The sequence below is a fragment of the Herbaspirillum sp. C7C2 genome (genome assembly GCF_022627865.1).
Lineage (GTDB): Bacteria > Pseudomonadota > Gammaproteobacteria > Burkholderiales > Burkholderiaceae_D > Herbaspirillum > Herbaspirillum frisingense.
Window position 1 is genome coordinate 481,542 of sequence record NZ_JABXGI010000002.1, and the last position, 24,584, is coordinate 506,125.

General features: G+C 63.9%; 21 protein-coding genes. 10 read left to right on the plus strand and 11 right to left on the minus strand.

Translation table 11 applies throughout. The annotated features are described in order from the left end of the window. Nucleotides 1–193: 193 nt before the first annotated feature. From HWE04_RS05855 to HWE04_RS05875, 5 genes are all read left to right on the plus strand, one after another. Entirely contained in the window at nt 194–883 is a 690-nt protein-coding gene (locus HWE04_RS05855) for a hydrolase (protein WP_241811833.1), read from the plus strand. Between the two features lie 87 nt (nt 884–970). Further along, nucleotides 971–1,138 carry a DUF1427 family protein gene (locus HWE04_RS05860; protein WP_006463358.1) on the plus strand — a complete coding sequence of 56 codons (168 nt, stop codon included), beginning with the start codon at nt 971–973 and terminating at the stop codon, nt 1,136–1,138. Nucleotides 1,139–1,151: 13 nt separating this feature from the next. After that, on the plus strand, nt 1,152–1,394 hold the full coding sequence (locus tag HWE04_RS05865; protein WP_102661912.1) for a DUF1427 family protein: 243 nt from the start codon (nt 1,152–1,154) through the stop codon (nt 1,392–1,394). Between the two features lie 249 nt (nt 1,395–1,643). Beyond that, nucleotides 1,644–2,045: a response regulator transcription factor gene (locus tag HWE04_RS05870; protein ID WP_241811834.1), complete on the plus strand. Its 402-nt coding sequence runs from the start codon at nt 1,644–1,646 to the stop codon at nt 2,043–2,045. Between the two features lie 82 nt (nt 2,046–2,127). Next, entirely contained in the window at nt 2,128–3,687 is a 1,560-nt protein-coding gene (locus HWE04_RS05875; RefSeq protein WP_241811836.1) for a sensor histidine kinase, read from the plus strand. Between the two features lie 74 nt (nt 3,688–3,761). Here HWE04_RS05875 and HWE04_RS05880 read toward each other — a convergent pair whose 3' ends face one another. From HWE04_RS05880 to HWE04_RS05890, 3 genes are all read right to left on the minus strand, one after another. Next, entirely contained in the window at nt 3,762–4,670 is a 909-nt protein-coding gene (locus tag HWE04_RS05880; protein ID WP_241811837.1) for an AraC family transcriptional regulator, read from the minus strand. A 180-nt stretch (nt 4,671–4,850) separates the two neighbouring features. Further along, the gene (locus HWE04_RS05885; RefSeq protein ID WP_241811838.1) at nt 4,851–5,486 is read right to left on the minus strand and encodes an FMN-binding negative transcriptional regulator; all 636 of its coding nucleotides are present in this window, start codon (nt 5,484–5,486) and stop codon (nt 4,851–4,853) included. A gap of 78 nt (nt 5,487–5,564) precedes the next feature. Further along, nucleotides 5,565–6,041: a PACE efflux transporter gene (locus HWE04_RS05890; protein ID WP_006463352.1), complete on the minus strand. Its 477-nt coding sequence runs from the start codon at nt 6,039–6,041 to the stop codon at nt 5,565–5,567. 162 nt (nt 6,042–6,203) lie between these two features. Between HWE04_RS05890 and HWE04_RS05895 the strand changes: the two genes are divergently transcribed. Further along, the gene (locus tag HWE04_RS05895) at nt 6,204–7,109 is read left to right on the plus strand and encodes a LysR family transcriptional regulator (RefSeq protein WP_241811839.1); all 906 of its coding nucleotides are present in this window, start codon (nt 6,204–6,206) and stop codon (nt 7,107–7,109) included. Between the two features lie 60 nt (nt 7,110–7,169). Here HWE04_RS05895 and HWE04_RS05900 read toward each other — a convergent pair whose 3' ends face one another. Both HWE04_RS05900 and HWE04_RS05905 read right to left on the minus strand, forming a co-directional pair. Next, entirely contained in the window at nt 7,170–9,245 is a 2,076-nt protein-coding gene (locus HWE04_RS05900) for a TonB-dependent siderophore receptor (protein WP_039875293.1), read from the minus strand. Nucleotides 9,246–9,699: 454 nt separating this feature from the next. Next, nucleotides 9,700–10,158, minus strand: coding sequence for a GNAT family N-acetyltransferase (locus HWE04_RS05905; RefSeq protein WP_006463349.1), 459 nt, complete (start codon nt 10,156–10,158; stop codon nt 9,700–9,702). 413 nt (nt 10,159–10,571) lie between these two features. On the opposite strand from HWE04_RS05905, the gene HWE04_RS05910 reads away from it, so the two are divergent. After that, nucleotides 10,572–12,146 (plus strand): DUF3300 domain-containing protein, encoded by a 1,575-nt coding sequence (locus HWE04_RS05910; RefSeq protein ID WP_241811840.1) that lies wholly within the window; start codon nt 10,572–10,574, stop codon nt 12,144–12,146. 145 nt (nt 12,147–12,291) lie between these two features. Beyond that, a complete protein-coding gene (locus tag HWE04_RS05915; protein ID WP_006463347.1) occupies nt 12,292–13,989 on the plus strand; it encodes a peptide chain release factor 3 in 1,698 nt (565 codons plus the stop codon). 243 nt (nt 13,990–14,232) lie between these two features. Here HWE04_RS05915 and ppa read toward each other — a convergent pair whose 3' ends face one another. The 5 genes from ppa to hemC form a co-directional block, all read right to left on the minus strand. After that, nucleotides 14,233–14,766: an inorganic diphosphatase gene (ppa, locus tag HWE04_RS05920; RefSeq protein ID WP_006463345.1), complete on the minus strand. Its 534-nt coding sequence runs from the start codon at nt 14,764–14,766 to the stop codon at nt 14,233–14,235. A gap of 206 nt (nt 14,767–14,972) precedes the next feature. After that, nucleotides 14,973–16,172: a heme biosynthesis protein HemY gene (locus tag HWE04_RS05925; protein WP_006463344.1), complete on the minus strand. Its 1,200-nt coding sequence runs from the start codon at nt 16,170–16,172 to the stop codon at nt 14,973–14,975. Nucleotides 16,173–16,192: 20 nt separating this feature from the next. Next, nucleotides 16,193–17,407, minus strand: a complete 1,215-nt coding sequence (locus HWE04_RS05930) for a uroporphyrinogen-III C-methyltransferase (protein ID WP_241811841.1) — start codon at nt 17,405–17,407, stop codon at nt 16,193–16,195. 35 nt (nt 17,408–17,442) lie between these two features. After that, a complete protein-coding gene (locus HWE04_RS05935) occupies nt 17,443–18,240 on the minus strand; it encodes a uroporphyrinogen-III synthase (RefSeq protein WP_006463342.1) in 798 nt (265 codons plus the stop codon). Further along, on the minus strand, nt 18,224–19,180 hold the full coding sequence (hemC, locus tag HWE04_RS05940) for a hydroxymethylbilane synthase (protein ID WP_182992322.1): 957 nt from the start codon (nt 19,178–19,180) through the stop codon (nt 18,224–18,226). Before hemC ends, HWE04_RS05935 begins: the two co-directional genes overlap by 17 nt. 209 nt (nt 19,181–19,389) lie before the next feature. Between hemC and ppc the strand changes: the two genes are divergently transcribed. Beyond that, nucleotides 19,390–22,302 (plus strand): phosphoenolpyruvate carboxylase, encoded by a 2,913-nt coding sequence (ppc, locus tag HWE04_RS05945; RefSeq protein ID WP_241811842.1) that lies wholly within the window; start codon nt 19,390–19,392, stop codon nt 22,300–22,302. A 404-nt stretch (nt 22,303–22,706) separates the two neighbouring features. Beyond that, nucleotides 22,707–23,645, plus strand: coding sequence for a dienelactone hydrolase family protein (locus HWE04_RS05950; RefSeq protein ID WP_241811843.1), 939 nt, complete (start codon nt 22,707–22,709; stop codon nt 23,643–23,645). 109 nt (nt 23,646–23,754) lie between these two features. Here HWE04_RS05950 and HWE04_RS05955 read toward each other — a convergent pair whose 3' ends face one another. Further along, the gene (locus tag HWE04_RS05955; RefSeq protein WP_077235139.1) at nt 23,755–24,579 is read right to left on the minus strand and encodes an HDOD domain-containing protein; all 825 of its coding nucleotides are present in this window, start codon (nt 24,577–24,579) and stop codon (nt 23,755–23,757) included. Nucleotides 24,580–24,584: the final 5 nt, after the last annotated feature.

Genomic DNA, 24,584 nt, shown 5'->3' on the forward strand with positions numbered 1-24,584 from the left:
TATTGGTGTTGGCAGTGTGCAAAAACGCCGTGCCAGCGTCTAGCTATACGAACAGATAATGGCAGCGCCCTGCCCTCTTGCCTATGATCGCCTCCGGCAGCCTCACTCCCGTCTGCCGGGTCGGCCCTGGCCGCGTCTCCCCGTCGCCGGGTCGCCCACACTCCTCCATACACTACCCATCTAGGGAATCATCATGACCACCAATACCAAACTCGACGTGCTGACCCCGCACAACTGCCAGCTCATCATCATCGACCACCAGCCGCAGATGGCTTTCGGCGTGCAATCGATCGACCGTCAGGTGCTCAAGAACAATGTCGTCGCCCTGGCCAAGTCGGCCAAGGTGTTCAACATCCCCACCATCATCACCACCGTGGAAACCCAGGGCTTCTCCGGCTACACCTATCCGGAACTGCTGTCAGTGTTCCCTGAGCACGACGTCCTGGAACGCACTTCCATGAACTCCTGGGATGACCAGAAGGTGCGCGACGCCCTCAAGGCCAACGGCAAGAAGAAGGTGGTCGTGGCAGGCCTGTGGACCGAAGTCTGCAACAACAGCTTCGCCCTGTGCGCCATGGCCGAAGGTGACTATGAAATCTATATGGTGGCCGACGCCTCCGGCGGCACCTCCAAGGAAGCCCACGACTACGCCATGCAGCGCATGATCCAGGCCGGCGTGATCCCGGTGACCTGGCAGCAAGTCATGCTGGAATGGCAGCGCGACTGGGCCCGCAAGGAAACCTACACCGCCGTCATGGACATCGTGCGCGAGCACTCCGGCGCCTACGGCATGGGCGTGGACTACGCCTACACCATGGTGCACAAGGCCGAGCAACGTCCGCACGGCAACCAGAAGACCCTGGCACCGGTCCCGGCCAAGTAATACGGTCTGCCCTCGCCACCTGCGTCGCGGCTCCTCCGCGGGCCGCAACCCAGGTGGCAGTGCACTATCTTCACGAGGAGCCGGGCCATGTCCGCTTATCTGATTTCACTGGGCGCCGGCATCCTGATCGGCGTCTTTTATGCCCTGTTCAAGGTGCGTTCTCCGGCGCCGCCGGGCATCGCCCTGATCGGCCTGCTCGGCATGGTGCTGGGCGAACGTCTGATCACTGGGGTCGGCCACCTGTTTGGCGGCTGATCCGGGAGTCCCCATGAAACCCTATCTGATTTCCCTGTTGATGGGCATCCTGGCCGGCCTGATCTATGCCGCCCTGCAGGTGCAGTCGCCAGCCCCTCCCATCATCGCCCTGCTGGGCTTGCTAGGCATGTTGATCGGCGAGCAACTGGTACCGATCGTACGGCGCAAGCTGGCCGGAGAACCGCTGACGGCTTCCTGGTTCCACCGTGAGTGCATTCCCAAGATCACGGGCAACCCGCCGCCGGACCAGAAATGAATGCCGGCTTTCCGGCCGGACGCATCGGCCAGGAAAGCCTGGCATCACAGATTGACCAGGCCATAGAGCCGTCGCCCGCGAGGGTGCATAACACCGCCGCATCACCTGCCACGCTGCCCACACAGCGACCTTTTTCCAGTGCGCCGCCCGTCTGGCTGCGCACAGCTGCGCCGGCCCGCGCCAATGGCCGGTGCGGGCAACCCCGGCGTCGCGCGGATGAACCTGTGCCGGCGCCGACCATGGCCGACGATGATGAGCGAAGGGGAGAACACGCCACTGTCACAGTACCGCCCTGTCGCGGTCATTGATGACGACCTCTGGGTACGCGCTGCCTTGTGCAACCTGCTGGATTCGGCCGGGCACCGCAGCTGCAGCTTCGATACCGCCGAGGATTTTCTGGACAGCACCTGTCTGGCCCAGGCTTGCTGCGCCATCGTCGACGTCGGCTTGAAGCAGATGAGCGGCTTCGAACTGGCCGAACAGTTGGCCCGTCTGCGGCCGGACCTGCCAATCCTGTTCATCTCGGCCCAGGTCACCCCGCCGCAGCGCATGCGTGCCAGTTCGCTGGGTTTTCCGCTGCTGGCCAAGCCGGTCGATGCCGATACCCTCCTGGTACTGCTGACCGCAACCCTGCTGTATGGCCGCTTCTGACACTCTCCCAGGCGGCGCGACGCCATCGGATACGGCACAATACGGACCTGTCCCATCTTGCCCCATTCGCCAGGAGAACCCCTTGCCGTCCGCCCCATCGTCTCCCGCCGACCACGATGCCCTGCTGCAAGCCCTGCGCGACCTCAGTGCCATACGCGACCCGGATCGCCTCAAGGCCGCCATCACCCATACCGTCTGCCTGCTGGCCGGCGCCCGACGCTGCCTGCTGGTAAGACAGCAGGCCGGGGTACCGCTGATCGAGGCCGAGACGCGTCGGGCCGACGACCCTGGTGACTTCCCTACGAGCGACCGCATCGCCAGCACCGAGGAACTGGCAGGCGCGGCCCTGTCTCTCTCCCTGCTGCACCAGGGCGTGCAACAGGGTTGGCTGTATCTCTACTACGAGACCGCTCCGGCACCCGAGCTCGCCCATCTGGCCGGACAGTTGGCGGCCCACGCGGCGGTGGCGCTGGGCAACGCCACTGCCCACGCCCAGTTGCTGCAGGAAAATGAACAACTGCTCTGCATCGAACGCGAACTGCGCACCAGCCGCGAACTGCTCAAGCAGGGTGAGCGCTTCAACCATACCGGCAGCATGCGCTACCTGGTACGCGAGGACCTGATGTTCTGCTCTGACGAGCTGTGCCGCATCTACGGCCTGGCACCGGGCCGCAACTGCATCACCTATGACGAGTTCGCCGCCATCATGCATCCGGATGACCGGCAGGAAGTGATCGATACCGTCAACGCCGCTGTCGCCATGGGTGGCACCATCCGCGTGGAGCACCGCATCTGCCGCCAGGACACCGGCGAGGTGCGCTATCTCTCCGGCATCGGCAAGCCGGTGTGGCTGGACGGCACCTTCGTCGAATACATGGGCACCGCCACTGACATCACCGTACGACGCCAGGCCGAATATGCGATCCGCGCCGCCCAGATCGACATGGAGCGCGTTTCGCGCGCCAATACCGTGGGACAACTGACGGCCTCCATTGCCCACGAGATCAACCAGCCGCTGATGTCCATCGTCTCCAATGCCGGCGCCAGCCTGCGCTGGCTGGACCGTCCCACACCCGAACTGGTACAGGCGCGCGCCGGACTGCGCGACATCATCACCGAGGGAAAGCGTGCCGCCGGCATCATCCAGGGGCTGCAGAACCTGACGCGCAATGCAGCGCCTGCCTTCACGCGGGTCAATCTGCATGCGCTGATCCGGCACATCCTGATGCTCTCGCGCAGCGAACTGGAGCGGCGCGAGGTGGCGCTGAACCTGGCGCTCAATCCGGTGGACGTCTATGTGCTGGGGGATCTGGTGCAGCTGCAGCAGGTGCTGCTGAATCTGGTGGTCAATGCCCTCGATGCCATGGATGCGGCACCGGAGAAGCCCGCTACGCTCAGCATCAGCGCCAGCTGCTGCAACGAGCAGCGGGTCGAGGTCAGGGTGCAGGATAACGGGGTGGGCATTGCCGAGGAGGCGATGTCACGCATCTTCGATGCCTTCTACACCACCAAGGACGATGGCATGGGAATGGGGCTGGCCATCTGCCGCTCCATCATTGAAAGCCATCGGGGGCGTCTGCACGCGAGCGCCGCGCCCTCCGGCGGAAGCATCTTCAGCTTCGACCTGCCGCGGGTGCCCTAAGCAGCCCGCACGGAGGCAGGGGCCGGATTGGTATCCGACCATCCGACCTTCTTCCCTTTTCAGCCGAGCGCACCTCAGCGCTGACTACGACGCCAGGCGCCCGGCGTGGTCCCTGCCACCTGCGTGAACACACGGCTGAAATGACTCTGGTCACAGAAATCGCAGGCCAGCGCGATCTCCGCCAGCGACAGTTCGGTCTGGCGCAGGTAGTGGCGTGCCATTTCCACGCGCTGCACCAGCAGCCACTGGTGGGGCGTGTGGCCGGTACTGGCCTTGAAGGCGCGCAGGAAATAACTGGCCGACATATTGCACTCGCGCGCGATCTCGGGAATGGAAACGTTGCCCCGCCCCTTTTGCAACAGCATCTGCTTGGCGCGCTCCTCATGCAGGCGCGAGAGGCGCACGGTCTGAGCAGAAGGTGCCGACGCTCCGCCATAACGCCGCAACAGGTGGGTACCGATGGCCACGCCTAGCTGGTCTACGAACAGGAGGCTGTCAGGCCGAGGCTGTGCCAGCGCCGGCGCCAGCGCACACGCCAGATGGGCCAGGATCAGGTCGGACTGGCCGGTCACGGTCGCCAGGCCGGTCACGCGCCGCTGCCCGGCGCGCAGCTCATCGCTGGCAGTATGAAACCAGGACAGCGGTAGCTCCATCAGCAGGAAATCAAACGGTCCCTGCAGATCGGCCCGATATTCCTCGGAAAAATCGCGCGTATAGACGGCGCCGGCGCCGAAATCGAAGCGGGCCGCCTGACTGCCCCGGAAGATGCTGCGCCGGTGCTGCGGCGCCATCGAGATGCCGACCAGAAAACCGCGATCCGAGGGCGGCGTCTGCACCTGGGACAACTCCTTGCCGTCGACCCGCTTGCGATAGAAACTGAACTCGCTGCCCTGCAGTTCCTGGCTCTGGCCCAGGCTCCGGGCGGAGCAGCCAAGGGAATCGCTGCGGGCAGCATGGGGGGACAAAGGGGTCGGGGAAGACATGGGCACCCTCGTTGCAAGCGGGAAAAACGGAACGGTGTCCAGGCACCGATGCGGGGAATTCTACACAGAGGCGGTCAGTACGTGTGTACGTAACTTCACTGACATCGCGCAATTAGTTACCAGTAAGCGCCGCTATGCAGCCAATTTGCAGTCCATCAGCGGACAAGCTGCACCGAGGCCTTATGACTTTTTCGTTGCAGCCTCCAGCATGGCCTGGCCGACGGCCTCGTGGCCACGTGCCAGCAGGGCCTCGCCAGCGCCGACGATGTCACGCACTTCCTTGTTCTGGCTAAGTTTGCGCTTGCCTTCCAGACGTGTGATCTCGATCTCGATGCCGACGATGGCCTGCAGCAGGGTATCGGTGAATTCGGCGGGCGCATCCGACATCTTCCACGGCTTTTCTTCGGCAGCTTCATGGGTGCGCGTCAAGCGGGCCACCACGCCGCGCACGTAGCGCTCGTCGTCGCGGATGGTGACCCGGCCATGGGCATGCGCCACCATGTAGTTCCAGCTGGGCACCTGGCGATGGGCTTCATGCTTGCTGGGGTACCAGCTGGGCGAGATATAGGCGTCGCCGGCCGAGAACACCACCAGCACCGCATCGCCGTCGGCCAGTTCGCGCCACAGCGGGTTGGCGCGTGCCACGTGCAGGTGCAAGGTCCCCAACGCGCCCTGCGCGGGATCAAGGTGACACGGCAGGTGGTTGGCATCGAGCCCGCCAGCGGTGTGCGAAACCAGCACGCCGAAGGGATGCGCGGTGATCAGCTGTTGCAGCTCGGCAGTATCGGTCTGGGCGAAATGGGCGGGGACGTACATGGCGGTTCCTGGCGGGATGGGTAGCGCGCTATTTTAAAACAATAAGACAATCAGACAGTGGCGCCACCCGCGCCGGGATTAGCGGGTGCCTGCGATCGGTGCCGCCGGCTTCGCCTGGACAGGCTGCGACTCGAGCGGCAAGGCTGAACTGGGCAGGCCGAAGATGCGGTCGAACAGCAGGTTGAACAGGTAGGTATAGATCATGAAGAAGACGATCAGCCCGAAGTCCAGCACCAGCGCGTCCCACAGGCTGATATCCAGCCACCAGGCGAACAGCGGTACCAGCATCATCACCAGCCCGCCCTCGAAACCGATGGCGTGGACAGCGCGACGGCCGAAGCTGCGGCCGCGACGCGGCTGGCGTGCTTCCCAGCGCTCGAAAAGACCATTGAACACGAAGTTCCACAGGAAGGCGATGGTGGAAGACGCCACCGCCGCTGCCCAGGAATGGCTGCTGTCGTGGCCGGCGAATACCGTCAGGCCCACCGTGGTGAAGACGATGGCCAGCGCCTCGAAAAGGCTGGCGTAGACCAGCTTGCGTTTGAAACCTTGCATGAGTTCTCCTGTTGCAAGCCCTGGCCGGCCACAGGCTGTGGATGAAGCAACACGGCTGGTCTTGCAATGGAAAGCATTCTATGATGATGTTTTTGATAGAAGAAGTCGGCTTCTTTCAGTTTTTCTGATAGATCGCTGGTCGCTTCGCCACCCTTCCCTGCCATGGCTTTCTCCAGCGACAACGTCAAGGTCTTCCTGGCCGTCCTCGACAGCGGCTCCTTCTCTGCGGCAGCACGCGCGCTGGGGCGCGTGCCCTCCTCGGTGAGCATGACCATCAGCCAGCTCGAAGCGGAACTGGACCTGGTGCTGTTCGACCGCACCGCCCGCGACGCCCGTCCCACCGAACTGGCGCGGGCGCTGGAGCCGGATGCCCGCCTGCTGGCCAGCACCCTGCGCCAGCTCGACACCCACGCCCTGGCCATGCATCGCGGGCTGGAGCGCAAGTTGACGCTGGCCGTGGCGCCCGAACTGCTGTCCATTCCCTGGGCCCGGCCGCTGGCGGTCCTGGCCACGGAATTCCCCTCGCTGGAAGTGGAGGTGCTGTCCTCGCCGCAGGCCGACGCCATGCGCATGCTCTACGACAATACGGCGCAACTGGCGCTGGTCTTCGAGCGCCATGCCGGCAACGACCGTGAGGCCTTCCAGGAATTCAGCAGCGAGATGATGGTGGCCGTGATCGCGCCGGATCATCCGGCACGGCTGCGCAAGAAGCGCAAGCTGCGCTACGAGGACCTGTACGACATCCGCCAGATCGCCGTGGCCAGCCGCGATGCCCGCATCTCCGACCCGCGCTTCTTCCTGGCGCGGCAGATCTGGCGCACCGACAATCACCTGGCCACGCTGTCGCTGGTGCGCGAGGGCCTGGGCTGGGCCTACCTGCCACACAGCCTGGTGCAGAACCAGATCGAGGCTGGCGCGCTGGTGGTGATCGACTTCGACAACATCAGCAACCAGCAGCGCATGTGGGTGGACGTGGTCTGGAGCAAGGACCGCCCGCTGGGCCTGGGCGCGCAGCGCTTCGTGGCCCTCATGCGGGAGATGGCACCGAGCCGGCGCAAGCGCAAATGAGCGGCCTGCGCCGGCATCCGGGCCGGCGCAGGCAATGGCAACGGCAATGCGACGCGCCGCTCAATACTTCCAGCGCAGGCTCACCGTGCCGTTGATCGGTGCCGCATAGTAGGACTGGCTCCAGTAGACGGTGGTCAGGTACTGCTTGTTGAGCACATTGTTCAGGCTGGCCGACAGGGTCAGGTTCTTGCTGATGTCATAGCTGGCCATCAGGTTCAACACCGAGTAACCGCCCTGGTAGGCGGTATTGCTGCTGTCGTAGCTGCTCTTGCTCTGGTAGTTCAGGCTGGCGCCGATCTTGGCCTTTTCCAGCTGCGGCAGGCGGTAGGTGGTCGACAGGCGCAGCTGGCGGCGCGGGACGTACAGGCGTACCTGCTTGCCCTCGTCACCGGTGATGCGTTGCCAGACCACGCCGGCACCGACCTGCCAGTCGCGGGTGAGCTCACCCGACACCTCATATTCGATCCCTTCGGAGCGCGCATTGATGCCACGGTAATAGGCGCGGGCGCCGATGGTACCGGCCTGTTCGGCCACATTGCTCTGGTCGACCTGGAACACGGCCAGCGAGGTATTGAGCTTGCCGTCGGCAAACTCCCCCTTCACGCCCAGTTCATACGAACGACCGCGGGCGGCGGCCAGCACGGCGCCGGCAGCATCGGTTCGGGTCTGGGGATTGAAGATCTTGGTGTAGTTGCCGTACACCGAGAAATGCTCATCCAGGTCCACCGTCAGGCCGACATAGGGCGACAGCGCCGACTGCGCCAGCGCATGCGGTTCGCCATAGGCGTAGCCGGAGGCGTCGGCCTGGGTGTAGTTGGCCCCCAGCATCAGTTTCGCCCGGTCCGACAGGTTCAGGCGGGTGGCCCCATAGACGCTCTTGCGGCGGTCGGTGTAGCGACTGCCATCGGTCCCGTCATCGAAGACCGGCAGCGCAAAGCTGCCATCGAAGGCCTGCTGCCCGAACAGCTCGGTGCCGATGCCACGGCCGTAGTTGCTGACATCGACCACGCGGGAGTTGGAGAGATTCACGCCCAGGTTGAATTCATGCTCGCGCCCCAGCAAGTTGTATTTGCCGCTGAGGTTGCTGTCCAGGTAGGCCTGGCGGTTCACGCCGGCATACAGACTGGGATAGGCATACAGCCCGCCGCCGGTGCTCTTGTCGGGTGTGCCATAGACATAGAACAGGGCGGAATCGGTACGCATCTCGTTATAGCCCACCGTGCTCTTCCATTGCCAGCCTGCGCTGAGGTCCTGACTCAGTTCGGCAAAGACCCGCTGCTGTTCGGTATCCATTCGCGACCAGTCCGCAGATGTGCTGGTATTGCTGCCGTAATGCGTGGCCGTGCCATCGGTATAGCTCAGGGGCAAGGCTCCCCACATGGCGCCCTTGCCATGCACTTTCTGATAGCTGTAGCCCAGGGTCAGCAGGGTGCTGCTGCTGAGGTTGGCCTCCACCACGCCGTAGAACAGGTCGCGCGTAGGGCGATAGCGGTCGAGGTAGGAATTGCCCTCCTGATGGCTTGCCACCACTCGCGCCGCAACAGTGCCGGCCTCGTTGACGGCACCGGAGATGTCGGCTTCCAGCCGGCGGGTATTCCACGAGCCATAGCTGAGCGCCGCCGAAGCCTGGAAATCCGTGGTCGGCCGCTTGCGGATGAAGTTGATCGTGGCCGACGGGTCGCCCGTGGAGGTGGTGAGCCCGTTGGCGCCGCGCACAATCTCCACGCGGTCGAACATGGCCATTTCGGTATCGCCGTACATCAGGCCGTAGGTCATGGGGATACCGATGCCATCGAACATGAAGTTGGTGATGTCGAAACCGCGTGAGGTGTAGTAGGTACGGTCGGTTTCCACGCGGTCCACCGTCACTCCGGGCGTGGTGGCGAAGACATCGTTGATGCTGGTGAGATGGAAGTCTTCCATCCTGGCACGCGTGACCACCGACACCGACTGCGGCGTCTGGCGCGGCGAGAGCGAGAACTTGGTCGCCGAGCGGCTGCGCTTGACGGTATAGCTGTCGCTGCCTTCGGTGGGCGGCTGCTCGACCTGCGGGGCCGAGACGGTGACCTCAGGCAAGGCGCCACTCTGGTCGGCGACTGCTTGCTGTGCCTGCGCACACAGGGTGAACCCGGCCATGCCGGCCATCAGCATCGCACGGCACAGAGGACGCAGGGAGGGATGGGAGTTTGATGCGGGAACGGCAGATGCAAATAGGGAGGGTGACATCAAAGTTATCCTGATCGAAGAAAAATTTGTCAGTTTCATTTATATAAATACGAATGATAATGGTTCGTATTTGTGACAAATTTTATGCTGTATCGTAGATTTCGTCAGGGAATTTCGTTCATTTCGACGCGTCTTTACATTTGTCCTGGACGGCGAAGCAGCTTGCCGAGCGATGTGGACACGTAAGCAGACAAAGACGACAGTGGGAAATACAGGAAAAAGTACGGGGAAGGCGCGGAGGGTGCGGCGACAGCCATTCGACCAACGGCAGCGCAGTGCGGGGAAGGTAGAGAAGGCGGAGAAAAAAGAGAGCGAAGGTAAAGACCACGACGGAGCGACGCGCTGCGCTCCGCCGTCGATGCATTTACTGCGGACTGGCCTGCCGGTAGATGTCCGGCCGGGAGATGTGCCAGACGAAATCGCCGCGATTGATGGCTTCGAATCCACAGCTGGCATACAGCCAGGGGGCCGTCGAGGTGGTCAGCATGACCCGGCGCAGCTTCTGCAGGGTGGGATGCTGGTTCACCGACTCGATCATCCAGCGGCCCAGGCCCTGGCGGCGCAGGTCGCTGATGACGAAGACGTCGCACAGGTAGCCGAAGGTGGCGTGGTCGGTCACCACGCGGGCGAAGCCGATCTGCTCCTTGCCGCGATAGAGGCCGAAGCACAGGCTGTTGGCAATGGCGGTGCGCACAGTGTTCAGGTCGATACCGGGGGACCAGCTCGATTGGGTCAATACGTCGTGGATGAGGGGGATGTCCAGCCGGTCGGGATCGGTGTCGATGAGGAAATCATCGCGCCGCCAGATCAGGTGATGGCTCATGGTCGTTCCTTGCTTGATGGCTTGTTGTCGTAAAAAGATTGCCTGATGCGGTGCTGCGAAAACAGTTTGGAACGTTTCCCCTCTTCCGGTCGTGTCAATGATTGATCTGCGCAAGGGCTAAAGGCCGCCCGATTAATTGCTCGATTGATCGATTCCATTGATGAGATTTGTTCCGTGGCCGTTCATGATGCCACACCCGCCCCCGCCTTGCGCAAGGCTTTCCACCGGGCAAGCGGCCTGCACGACCAAGTTGCCACCAGGTTGCGCCCCCATCCGGCCACTGAAACATCGCTTGCACTTCCGTTACACCTCCCTCTTGCCGGTTGACGGACTATAGGTTCACTTCAATGCGTTGGAAGCCGAATACTTCTTCAAGCCCCTTCCTTCCCGCGCAACTCGGTAAGGAGAATGACGTGAACAAGAAATCCCTGGCCTGGGCCGCCTGCCTGCTGTTTTCACTGGTCTCGGGCCTGCCCGCGCAGGCGCAAAGCGCCTACCCCGCGGTACAGGCCGCCCCGCCCGTCTACACCCAGCAACAACTGGACCAGATGCTGGCGCCGGTGGCCTTGTATCCCGATTCGCTGCTGGCACAGGTGCTGATGGCCTCGACCTATCCGCTGGAAGTGGTGCAGGCGCAGCGCTTCGTGGAAGCCCGCCCCGGCCTGCAAGGCGAGGGCCTGGCGCGGGCGGTGGCGCCCATGCCCTGGGACCCGAGCGTGAAGGCGCTGGTGCAATTCCCCTCGGTATTGGCCATGCTCAATGACCGCCTGGACTGGACCCAGCAGATGGGCCAGGCCTTCCTCGGCCAGCAGGCATCGGTGATGGACACGGTGCAGAACCTGCGCGAGCGTGCGCGCATTGCCGGTACGCTGGAATCCAGCCCGCAGCAGCGCGTAGTGGTGCAGGATGAAATGATCGAGATCGTGCCGGTCAACCCGCAGGTGGTCTATGTGCCCTACTACAACCCGGTGGTGGTGTATGGCGACTGGTGGTGGCCGTCGGCACCGCCCGTGGTGTGGGCGCCGCCGCCGCGCTACCGCCCGCCCAGCTATGCGCCGGGCTTCTCGGCCAGCATCAGCTTTGGCGCCGGCATCGGCGTGATGAACGCGGTGTTCGGCGATGCCCGTCCCGACTGGCGGCAGCGGCAAGTGATGGTGAGCCAGACCCGCATCAATAACGTCACCAATGTCACCAACGTGAACAACATCAACAACACCCGGGTGGTCAATAACGTCACGGTCAACCAGCGGCCGGTGGTCTGGCATCACGATGCGCGCTATGGCGGTGGTGGCCGTTACGCCCGGCAACCGGCACCCGCCCTGACTCCGCCGCCCGGTCCGGGGCAAGCTCAGGCCCAGGCCGCACCATCGTGGCGCGATCACCCGATGCCGGGCGCCCAGCCGCGGCCGCTCCCGGTGGCCGACAATGTCCAGCAGCGTGTGGCCCAGCAGGATCAGTTGCGTCAGCGCCAGGCGGTGGAGCAGCAACACCATCGGGAGCAGCAGGCCAATGAGCAGCAACGCCAGCGCGAACAGATGATCCGCCAGCAGCAGGATCAGCGCGAGCAGCAAGGCCGGGAACAACGCCAGCAGCAACAGGCGCAGGAGCGGCAATGGCAGCAGCGCCAGCAGGAGACGCAACAGCAACTGCAACATCAGCAACAGACGCAGCAACGGCAATTGCAACAGCAACAGCGTGAACAGCAGATGCGCCAGCAGGAGACGCAACAGCAACTGCAGCACCAGCAACAGATGCAGCAACGGCAATTACAACAGCAACAGCGTGAACAGCAGATGCGCCAGCAGCAGCTGCAGAACCAGCAGCATGATCAGCAGCGCCAGATGGAACAGGCGCGGGAACAGGCCCGCCAGCACCAGGAACAGGCGCAACGCCAGCAGGTCCAGCAGCAGGCACGCCAGCAACAGCAGAGGGAGCAGCAACGCGACCAGCATCCTCGGCGCGAAGAGCGCCGTGACGAACGTTCCTGAGGAGAACGTTCCTGAGCACCGTTACAAAGCACTCTTCGCAACGGCCCGCCCCGGCAGAGCTTGCCATCCGGCAAACATGCGGGAGCGCGGGCCGCTTCAGTTATAATCTCGGGTTCTCCAGAGCTTTCCAAACAGGCGACCCGCCATGCAAGAACCCAGCAACGCACTCCCCGACGTCGCCAGCAGCGCTGCCGACGACGCCTCCGACGCTTCGGACGTCTCCAGCGGTGGCCGCAAGGTCTCATCCGACCTGATCGCGCGCGAAGTGAAGCGCCGCCGTACCTTCGGCATCATTTCCCACCCTGACGCCGGCAAGACCACGCTGACCGAAAAGCTGCTGCTGTTCTCGGGTGCGATCCAGCTGGCCGGTACCGTGAAGGCCCGCAAGAGCGGCCGTCATGCAACCTCGGACTGGATGGAGATCGAAAAGCAGCGCGGCATCTCGGTGGCCAGCTCGGTGATGCAGTTCGAGTACCGCGACCACGTGGTCAACCTGCTTGACACCCCGGGCCACCAGGACTTCTCCGAAGATACCTACCGCGTGCTCACCGCCGTGGACTCGGCGCTGATGGTGATCGACGCCGCCAAGGGCGTGGAAGAACAGACCATCAAGCTGTTGAACGTCTGCCGCATGCGCAATACGCCCATCATCACCTTCATGAACAAGCTGGACCGCGAAACCCGCGATTCGCTGGAGCTGCTCGATGAGCTGGAGTCGGTGCTCAAGATCCAGTGCGCGCCGGTGACCTGGCCGATCGGCATGGGCAAGAACTTCCGTGGCGTGTATCACCTGCTGCGCGACGAGATCATGCTCTTCAAGGCCGGCGAAGAACGCGCCAACGGCAACGTGGAAATCATCAAGGGCATCGACAACCCCAAGCTGGCAGAAATGTTCCCGTTGGAGATCGAACAACTGAAGATGGAGGTGGAGCTGGTGCATGGCGCCTCCCACCCCTTCAACCTGGACGACTTCCTGGCCGGTGTGCAGACGCCGGTGTTCTTCGGTTCGGCCATCAACAACTTCGGCGTGCGCGAGATCCTCGACGCGCTGCTGGACTGGGCGCCCGGTCCGGGCGGCCGCGACGCCACCGTGCGCGAGGTCAAGCCGACCGAGGAGCCGTTCTCCGGCTTCGTCTTCAAGATCCAGGCCAACATGGATCCGGCGCACCGCGACCGTATCGCCTTCCTGCGCGTGTGCTCGGGCCGCTTCGAGCGCGGCATGAAGTTGAAGCACCTGCGCCTGAACCGTGACATCAAGGTGTCCTCGGTGGTGACCTTCATGGCCTCCAGCCGCGAGCAGGTGGAAGAGGCCTATGCCGGCGACATCATCGGCCTGCCCAACCACGGCAACATGCAGATCGGCGACAGCTTCTCCGAAGGCGAAATGCTGCAGTTCACCGGCATCCCCTACTTCGCGCCGGACTTCTTCCGGGTGGCACGCATCCGCAATCCGCTCAAGATCAAGCAGTTGCACAAGGGCCTGCAGCAGCTGGGCGAAGAAGGCGCGGTGCAGGTCTTCAAGCCGGTCACCGGCAGCGACCTGATCCTGGGTGCGGTGGGTGTGCTGCAGTTCGAAGTGGTGGCCAGCCGTCTGTTGAACGAATATGGCGTCGATGCCGTCTTCGAAGGGACCAGCATCAGCAGCGCCCGCTGGATCACCTGCGAGGACAAGAAGAAGCTGGCCGATTTCGAACGCTCCTCGGCCGGTGCCAACCTGGCTGTGGATGCGGCCGGCAACCTGGCCTACCTGGCCAGCTCGGGCGTGAACCTGCGCCTGACCCAGGAACGCTGGCCGGAAGTGACCTTCCACGCCACCCGCGAGCACGCCGCCAAGCTGGATTAAGACTAGCCTGAGCCCCTCTCCAGACCGTTCGGACTGAGTAGACGCGCAGCGTCGTATCGAAGACGCGGCAGCCGCAGACAAGGCGCTGACGGAGCGCCCCTTCGCCAGGCTCAGGACAGGCTTCGATACGGCCCATTCGGGCCTACTCAGTCCGAACGGGTGTGGTTGGTAACCGACGGATCAAAAAAAATCGCCCGACAGGTTTGCGCCTGTCGGGCGATTTTTCTTGGTACGGCGTCGGGATTACTTGGCGTTCTTGAACGCTTCCACACCGGCCAGGATTTCGGCGCGGGCAGCGTCCGGACCTTCCCAGCCTTCGACCTTGACCCACTTGCCCTTTTCCAGGTCCTTGTAGTGTTCGAAGAAGTGCTTGATCTGGTTCAGGCGCAGTTCGTTCAGGTCTTCCGGCTTTTGCCAGTGGGTGTAGATCGGCAGGATCTTGTCGACCGGCACGGCCAGCAGCTTGGCATCGATACCGGATTCGTCGGCCATCTTGAGCACGCCGATCGGGCGGCAACGCACCACCACGCCCGGGATCAGCGGGAACGGGGTGATCACCAGCACGTCCACCGGGTCACCGTCCTGCGACAGGGTCTGGGGAATGTAGCCGTAGTTGCACGGGTAGTGCATGGCGGTGCCCATGAAGCGGTCGACGAAGATGGCGCCGGTGTCCTTGTCCACTTCGTACTTGATCGGATCGGCGTTCATCGGGATCTCGATGATCACGTTGAAGTCATTGGGCAGGTCGCGGCCGGCGGGGACGTTGTTCAGGCTCATGGGATTCTCACTAGGGAAAGAAAACAGAAAGCTTTTTCGCGCAGGCCGTACGGCGGGCCTGATCGCGGAAAGCCGCAATTATAGCGGCAATCGGACTTGGGTCTGCATCTTGGCGGCTGCAACTTACGCCAACATGACAGCCGCCTGCAAAAAAGGCGGAAGGGCTTGCGCCGCTTCCGCCTTGGTCATTCCTGCCTGCAACAAGTTCAACGGATGGCCGTGGCCAGGGCGCATTGCTTGTAGTGGGCGGCGGCCTGGTCCGGCTGGTCCAGCGCTTCATGCAGCTGCGCCAGCGCCAGATGCGATTCGCGCACGGTGCGCGGCTCGATGGCGTCCGACAGGGCTTGCTCCAGATGGCGCTGGGCCTTGCCCCACAACTTCTGGCGCAGGCAGAACATGCCCAGGGTCAGGGCCAGTTCGGCGTCGGTGGGATTGCGGGAGAGCCAGGATTCGCAATGCTCGATCTGCGACAGCAGCGCCGGCGAGCCTGCCTCGGCCGTCGATTCGCGGTAGGCACGCAAGAGGCGGATATCCCAGTCGGCCGCCAGGGCGCGTTCCAGCAGGCTGCGCGCTTCGTCATGCAGGCCACGGCTGGAGAAGGCCTGGGCCGCGCGCACGGCGATGTAGGGCTTGAGCTTGTCGGTGCCGGGAACACCGTTCCAGAGCAGGCGGATCGATTCGGCATCGTGCGCCCTGTCCGACAGCAAGGCGTCGTAGGACATCTCGCGCAGACGGTTGGACAGCGCCGGATGCAGGGCATTGCGCTTGTCCAGGGTCTGCAGCAGACGCAAGACCTCGGGCCAGTTCTTGGCTTGCTGGTTGGCCTTGAGCGCCCACTGCAACGCCTGGATGTGGCGCGTACCGTTGGCGTTGAGTTCTTCCACCGTTTCCAGCGCCTGCTTGAAGTGGTGTTCATCCACCTGCAGTTCGAGCGCGGTCATCAGGCGCGCCGCCTTCAGGGTGGGATCGACCTCGGTGCTGGCCAGCCAGATGTCGCGGCGTTCGCCCTGGCGCATGCGATGCGCGGCGCGGGCGGCGATCAGGGCCGCGATGCCGGCATTGTCGGCCAGGTCGGAGGCACGGGTGGCCGACTTTTCAGCCTGGCCGAAGCGACCTTCGAAATAGGCCTTTAGCGCATCGCGCAGGGCCTTGTTGCTTTCGTTCTCGCGCTTGGCACGGCGATAGGCGATCACGCGGCCAGGCAGCTTCTGGGTCAGGCGCACGGCGCGGATGACCACGTAGATCGCCAGGAACACCGCCAGCACGGCGAAGATGAAGAAGTTCAGGGACAGGTCGATGCGGTACGGCGGATAGAACAGCACCACATTGCCCGGGTTGAAGCGTGCCAGCACGGCCAGGCCGATGGCGGACGCGAAGAGGGTCAGGAGCCAGAGCAGTATTTTCATATCAGGTATGCGTCAGCGGCTCAGGGACGGGCCTTGTAGTTGCGCACCGCGTTGAGGCTTTCCGCCAGCGTGGGCAACTGGATGGACAGGTTGCTGCCCTGCACCTGCTTCAACAGCGACTGGGTGGTCTGGACCTGCTTGGCGCGGGTATCGAAATACTTGGCGATGGTGTCCTGGGCCGAGGCCAGATCGTTGCGGAAGGCGAACTCATTGCGCGAGAGCAGCGCCAGGCGGGCATTCAAGAGACGCAGCTTGAGGTTCTCGCGCACGAAATAGGCCTGACCGGGCGAGAGCAGGATCGCCTCGGGCGTCTGCACTTCGCGGATGCGCACCAACTGGCGCAGCTCGGACCACATCTCGGTGCTCATGCTCTGCCAGGTTTCACGGGCGCCGGCCAGCCATTGCGACCAGGCGGAGGCTTCGGCCGGTGCGGCTTCGGCCTTGGTGTTGGTCTTGGGATGCGCGGCATTGGCCTTGCTGACCGGGGCCGCAGCGGGCGCCGGGCTCACGCGCTGTGGCCGGGGTTCGGTGGCCGATTCCACCGGACGCTCGTCCACCAGCAGCGGCATGTTGTCGATCTGGCCGATGGCGCTGTCCAGGCGCACGGCGATGCCGGCGATATCCACCGTCGGCAGTGCCTTCAGACGTTCGATGTCGCGCGCGATGGCGCGGCGGATGACGATGAACTGCGCCTTGTCCGAGCGCGACAGGCTCTTGTCGGCATTCTGCAGGGCGATCAGGGCGCCCTGGACGTTGCCGGCCAGTTCCAGCTGCTGGTCGGCGGTGGAGAGCACTTCCTCGATCTCGGAGAGGGCCCAGTCGTCGCGGTTCTTGTTGAGGTCCTGGTACATCTGTTCCAGGGCCAGTTGCTGGCTCTGGGATTCGGCCTGCTTGCTGTCGAGCACGCTGACCTTGGACTGCAGTTCCTTGGTGCTTTCCTGCACGCTCTTCAACACGCCCTTGAGCTCATTGCTGCTGTTGTCGCCACTCTGCAGGCGCTGCGCCACTTCGCTGCGCAGGTCGCGCAATTCGGTATGCGAGACCCACCACTGTGCGCCCAGGCCGGCGATGACCAGCAGCAGCACGACGGTCTGTGCCCGCTGGCGACGGCGGATCACGGCGGTGCCGTCCGGCGTGGTGAAGGTATAGGACGCCTGCGAGGCGGCCGCACCAGCGCTCTGGCTGGCTTGCGACTGGGGCTCCGGCAATTGGGGAGTGGATTGCTGTTCGTTCATGGGCTGGATTGTAACGCGGCAAATTACGCGGCCACTCAAGTAGCAGAGGCAGCAAGGGCAGCAAGCAGGCGCTCATCACCCGAACCGGTCTGGATCACCTGCACGAAGCCCTGCTCCCGTGCGTTCTCGGCGATCCTGTGGTGCGAGACGAAGATACGCTGTCGTTGCAGTTTTACCACACGTTCCTCGCCCCCGGCTAGTCTTGCCAACTCCAGCAAATTGCGCAAGGCCTCCGAACTGGTGATCACCCAGTCGGCTCCACCGTCCAGCAAATCCAGCAGCTGCGGGCGAGTTTGCGCATCCAGCACCGGGGCCAGGCGACGATAGGCGGTCAGGTGTTCGACCATCACGCCGTGTTGTTGCAATGCTTCACTCAGGAAGTCACGGCCGCTCTGGCCGCGCACGATCAGAGCACGACGACCGCGCAATTGTTCCAAGGGGAGGGATTTGAGCAATTCTTCCGAATCCATCTTGTCGGCCCGCTGCGGGCCGTAGAGAGTGGTATTGGAAGCCTGTACGCCATGCGCGCACAGGGCCAGCCGGCTGCCCTCGCCGACGATGCCTATCGGCAGTTCACTTGGCCAGCCATCCAGGTGAGCGAATGCGGCATCGATGGCATTGGGACTGACGAAGACCACCAGCGCAAACTCCTGCAAGCGCGACAGTGTGGCCCGCAGGGTGCCGACATCCTCGACCGGCGCGATCTGCAGCAGCGGGAACACCACCGCTGCCCGCCCCAGCTGCCGCACGGCGTCGGCAAAGGCCTGCGCCTGCTGCAGTGGTCGCGTGACCACCACCGGCAAGCGGCTTGCCGGCTCAGCTGGCAGCGGCATCGGCCTGGGCCTTGCAGGCGGCCAGGATGGCGTCGGCGCCACGGGCCTTGAGCAGATCGGCAACCTGGGCGCCCAGCGCTTCCGGCGCGGCTGCCGTGCCTTCGGCTTCGGCGGCAGCGGCCTGTTCGCCGTCGGGCGTGGCGATCATGGCGCGCAGGTGCAGGCGATCGCCGTCCAGCGTGGCATAGGCCGCCAGTGGAATCTGGCAGCTGGCACCGAAGATGCGTGAGACCGAACGTTCGGCCGCCGAGACCACGGCAGCGGCTTCGTCATGCAGCGGCGCCAGCAGGCGCTTGATGTCGTCGCGGCCCTCCGGGATTTCGATGGCCAGCGTCCCCTGCCCCGGCGAAGGCAGACTCTGCTCGGGCGCCAGGAAGGCACGGATGCGCGCCTTCAGGCCCAGGCGATTCAGGCCGGCCACGGCCAGGATGATGGCGGCATAGTCGCCGCGATCCAGCTTGCCCAGGCGAGTATCGAGGTTACCGCGCAGCGGCTTGACCACCAGTTCCGGATAACGGGCGGCGATCATGGCCTGGCGACGCAGGCTGCTGGTGCCGACCACGGCGCCGTCGGGCAGCTCGTCCAGCGAGGCGTAGTCGTTGGAGACGAAGGCATCGCGCGGGTCTTCGCGCTCCAGCACGGCGGCCAGCTCGAAGCCTTCGGGCAGATCCATCGGCATGTCCTTCAGGCAGTGCACGGCCAGGTCGGCGCGGCCTTCGGCCATCGCCACTTCCAGCTCCTTGACGAACAGACCCTTGCCGCCGACCTTGGAGAGCGTGCGATCCAGGATCTGGTCGCCGCGCGTGGTGGTGCCGAGGATATTGATGCTGCACTGCGGATATAATGCCGCCAGACGGTCTCGCACGTATTCGGCCTGCCACATGGCAAGGCGACTTTCACGCGAAACGATGACGATGTTGGAAGGAGGAAATTCTTTCAAGACGGGCTTTCCGATTCAGTCGTGGCACCCGCGGCAGAGGAGACAAGGAAAGCAGGAGACCGGCGAATCCAGACTGTAAAACGATCAAAAACGCAGTTCAGAAGCGAAACGCAACCATAAAAAACGAGGCAAATTCTAGCACGCACACCACTGGCAATCCGATCCACAAGCACGACTTTCCTCCCCGAAAACCGCAGCAACCGTTGATCATGGCGACTACAAATCCAACTACACGCAGTGCCCGCTCCGCTTCTTCCAACTCCCGTCCGGCTGGCGCCAAGACTGCCAAGCCTGCCATTGCACCCAGCAAACCCGCACGCGGGACCGACAAGGATGCTCCGCTCAAGGAAGACATCCGTCTGCTGGGCCGCCTGCTAGGCGAGGTGGTCCGCGAACAGGAAGGCGATGACGTCTTCGAGGTGGTGGAGACCATCCGCCAGACCGCCGTGCGCTTTCGCCGCGAGTCCGATGCCAAAGCCGGTGCCGAGCTCGACAAGCTCCTGAAGAAGCTGACCCGCGACCAGACCAACTCGGTGGTGCGCGCCTTCTCCTACTTCTCGCACCTGGCCAACATCGCCGAGGACCAGCACCACAACCGGCGCCGCCGCGCCCACCTGCTGGCCGGTTCCGAAGCGCAACCGGGCAGCGTGGCCTATGCGCTGTCGCGCCTGGATGATGCCGGTGTTTCAGGCGCCCAGGTGCGCAGCTTCCTCAAGGAAGCGCTGGTGTCGCCGGTGCTGACCGCCCACCCGACCGAAGTGCAACGCAAGTCCATCCTCGACGCCGAGCGCGAAATCGCCCGCCTGGTGGCCGAGCGCGACCTGCCGCTGACGCCCCGCGAACTGCGCCACAACACCGAACTGCTGCGCGCGCGCATCGCCACCCTGTGGCAGACCCGCATGCTGCGCTACACCAAGCTGACGGTGGCCGACGAGATCGAGAACGCCCTCTCCTACTACCGCATCACCTTCCTGCGCGAGCTGCCGGCGCTGTATGACGACATCGAAGCCGAGATCGACAGCCAGTTCCCCTCGCGTGCCAAGGCGCGCGTGGCCGAGCTGCCCCCCTACCTGCAGATGGGCAGCTGGATCGGTGGCGACCGCGACGGCAATCCCAACGTCAATGCTGCCACCATGCAGCATGCCCTCAAGCGCCAGTCCACCACCATCTTCGATTACTACCTCGATGAAGTGCACACACTGGGTGCCGAGCTGTCCATCTCGACCCTGATGGTCGATGCCAGCCCGGAACTGCTGGCCCTGGCCGATACCTCGCCGGATCACTCCGAACATCGCGCCGACGAGCCCTACCGGCGCGCCCTGATCGGCATCTATGCGCGCCTGGCCGCCACCGCCCGCTCGCTGGGCGTGGTCAACATCCTGCGCCAGGAAATCGGCAGTGCCGCCCCCTACGCCAACCCGGCCGACTGCGTGGCCGAACTCGATGTGCTGGTGACGTCGCTGCAGGCCCATCACGGCGCCGCACTGGTCAAGCCGCGTCTGGCCGGCCTCAAGCGCGCCGTGGAAATCTTCGGCTTCCACCTGGCCACGCTGGACATGCGCCAGAGCTCGGACGTGCACGAACGCGTGCTGGCCGACCTGTTCGCCAAGGCCCAGGTCGAGGCCGATTACGCGGCCCTGAGCGAAGAGCGCAAGATCGCGCTGCTGCTGGGTGAACTGTCGCGACCACGACTGCTGTACTCGCCCTACGTGCAGTATGCCGACGAGACCGACTCCGAACTGACCATCCTGCGCGCGGCCCGCGAGATCCGCCGCCGCTATGGCGAGCGCGCCATCCGCAACTACATCATTTCGCATACCGAAACCCTGTCGGACCTGCTGGAAGTGCTGCTGCTGCAGAAGGAGACCGGCCTGCTGCATATCGAAGGCAACCAGCTGCAGGCGCTGGAGCTGATGGTGATCCCGCTGTTCGAGACCATCCCCGACCTGCGCTGCGCCGCCGAGATCATGCGCGGCTGGCTGACCCAACCCCAGGTCAAGGGCCTCATCGCCAAGCACGGCAAGCTGCAGGAAGTGATGCTGGGCTACTCGGACTCCAACAAGGACGGTGGTTTCCTGACCTCCAACTGGGAGCTCTACAAGGCCGAGAACCAGCTGGTGGAGCTGTTCAACGAGGCCGGCGTCAAGCTGCGCCTGTTCCATGGTCGCGGCGGCACCGTCGGCCGTGGCGGCGGCCCCAGCTATCAGGCCATCCTGGCGCAGCCGCCGGGCACCGTGAACGGCCAGATCCGCCTGACCGAACAGGGCGAGATCATCGCCTCCAAGTTCTCCAACCCGGAGATCGGTCGCCGCAACCTGGAACTGCTGGTTGCCGCCACCCTGGAGGCCAGCCTGATGCCGACCAACACCGACAGCAAGGAAGCCAGGAAGCTGGCCGAGTTCGAGCGGGTGATGGAGGAATTGTCGGAACGCGCCTATCAGGCCTACCGCAACCTGGTCTATGAAACCCCGGGCTTCACCGACTACTTCTTTGCCGCCACGCCGATCGCCGAAATCGCGCAACTGAACATCGGTTCGCGCCCGGCGTCACGCAAGGCCAGCCAGCGCATCGAAGACCTGCGCGCCATTCCCTGGGGCTTCTCGTGGGGCCAGTGCCGCCTGCTGCTGCCGGGCTGGTATGGCTTTGGCAGCGCGGTCTCGGGCTGGCTGGGCGAGGCCGGCAACGCCAAGGAGACGCCCAGGCGCCTGGCGATCTTGCGCGCCATGTGCAAGGAATGGCCGTTCTTCGCCGCCCTGCTGTCGAACATGGACATGGTGCTGTCCAAGACCGACCTCGCCGTGGCCTCGCGCTACGCCGGGCTGGTGGCCGACCGCAAGCTGCGCAATACCATCTTCGGCCGTATCACCGACGAACATGAACGCACCAGCGCCGTGCTCTCCACCATCACCGGCAGCAAGGAACGGCTGGCCGCCAACCCGCTGCTGGCACGCTCGATCAAGAACCGCTTCGCCTACCTCGACCCGCTGAACCACCTGCAGGTCGAACTGATCAAGCGCCACCGCGCCACCGCAGCGGCCAAGCGCACGCCGGAAGAACGCGTGCAGCGCGGCATCCACCTCACCATCAACGGGGTGGCCGCCGGCTTGCGCAATACCGGTTGAGCGTCGCCCCATCAGGTGTTTCACCGCAAGCTGCCCGGGATGACCGGGCAGCTTTTTTTTCGCCCTGCCATGAGAAGAGCGATCATCGCCGGGAGACGCCTCGTCTCAAGTTCAGGCTTTACATGCCGATAACAGATGGATGAAGTGACATTTGGCAAGACGGCAAGCTGTTGCGAAGGATGGACAGCCGCGCCCGAGGTTTGTGCAGGATCAGGTTTTTGCAGCGCAAAAAACCGATTTGCCACGCCGACGAGCTCTTCACTTTTGTAAAATAAAGGCTGAACGAATTTAGAACACGTCACCGTCGCAAACCCTGAAGGATATTGCTTCAGAGACCATTTTCCCGGGCCATGGGGCGGGCCTGGAAAAAGACGGTGCGGCATCGATACGGGGAATCACACACTATGCAACACTGGGGAAAACCGGTAGCTGCGTTCTGCATTGCAGCAACGCTGGCCTTGATCGGCGCACGCGTGCAGGCTGCGCCCAATTCCGCACCGCCGCCGCCACTGGAAGCCCGCCGCGTCTCGCTGACCAGCGTGGACATCAAGGGTGGCAAGGCGACCGCGCTCTATGGCGTGTGGATCAAGGCGCGCAAGTCGCTCAACAGCAAGGGACCTTATCCCACCGTGATCGCCCTGCATGGTTGTGGCGGTCTCTACAGCATGGTGCGTGATGGCAAGGGCGAATTCACGCCACGCCACCTGGCCATGGCGCGGGTACTGACCGACGCCGGCTACAACGTCCTGTTCCCCGACAGCTTTACCCCGCGTGGCCGCCGTTCCACCTGCCAGGACACCGTGGCCCAGCGCGAGATCAGTGCCATGAACCGGCGCTTCGATGTGCAGGCGGCCATGCACTGGGTCACCTCCCAGCCGGATGTGGACGTCAAGCGCGTCGCCCTGCTGGGCTGGTCGCACGGCGCCTCGACCCTGCTGGCCTCGATCAACCTGGCGGAAACCGATGTGGCCGTGCGCAAGATCCAGCCGCGCGCAGCCGTGGCCTTCTATCCCGACTGCCGCCCCTATGCCAAGACCGGCGAAGCCTTCAAGCCGGCCGCGCCGCTGTTGATCCTGATGGGCGAAAACGACGACTGGACCCCACCCCAGGCCTGCGAAGCGATCGAACAGAAGATGCAGGGCAGCGATACCGAAATCGCCCTGCGCCTCTACCCCGACACCTACCACGACTTCGACGCGCCCGGCCTGCCGGTGCATGTGCGCATGGACGTGGCCGGCGTGGGCAAGCGGGGCGAAGGCGTCACCAGCGGCGGCAACCCGGACGCACGCAGCCAGGCCTACCGCTCCATGCTCAACTTCCTGGACGCCAAGCTGAACTACTGAGCGCAGCGGCCACACTGACCGTACTGCGGAAGCACCAAGACAAAATGCCGGCCCCTTGCGGGTGCCGGCATTTGTCATTTGTGGTCTGCCAGAAGCAGGCAAAAGGCGATCAGGCCACCAGTTCCTGCATGCCCTCGCTCAGTTCCGGCAGCGGCGGCATCTCTTCGGTGAAGGTCGCCAGCGTCAGGCCCAGCTTGGCGGCCACCTCGCTGGGGAAGGTCGATTCCATTTCATCGGCGGAGTATTTGTTTTCTTCGGCCCGGGCACGCCAAGTGGCCAGGTGCACGATGGCCGCGAAGGGATCGAACTTGCCTTCCAGCGGCTGCGGGAAGGCCTTGATGACCTGGCTGAACTCGTCCGGGAAGCGCCAGCGGCGGGCCAGTTCGGCGCCCACGTCGGCAAAGTCGTAACCGAAGGACTTGCGTTCCACATCCAGGCGACGGGCGTCCAGGGGACCGGCCACCTTGTCCACCTGCAGCGCCTGTTCCGGCATGGCCGCATGCATCACCAGCTGGCCGATGGCATGCATCAGACCCACGGTGAAGGCGAAATCGGAATTGAGCTTGGCCTGCTTGGCCAGCCACTTGGACACCACGGCCGTATCCAGGCTGTAACGCCAGAACAGCTTCAGGTCCACGCCCGGCAGCTTCTTGAAGCTGCCCGCCATGCCGGTGCTGACCACCAGCGTACGCACGGTCATGAAGCCCAGCATCAGGACCGCGTCCTCCACCGTGCCGATGGTGCGCGAGACGTGGTAATAGGAGGAATTGGCCAGGCGCAGGATCTTGGCGCTGAGGACTTGGTCGGCGGCCAGTTTCTTGGCGATCTCTTCGATCGAGACTGACTCGTTGTTGAAACTTTCGATGACTTCCTGCACTACCTTGGGAATGCTCGGCAATGCAGTTTGCTGCTGAAACAGTGCTTCCAGATTCATGCTTC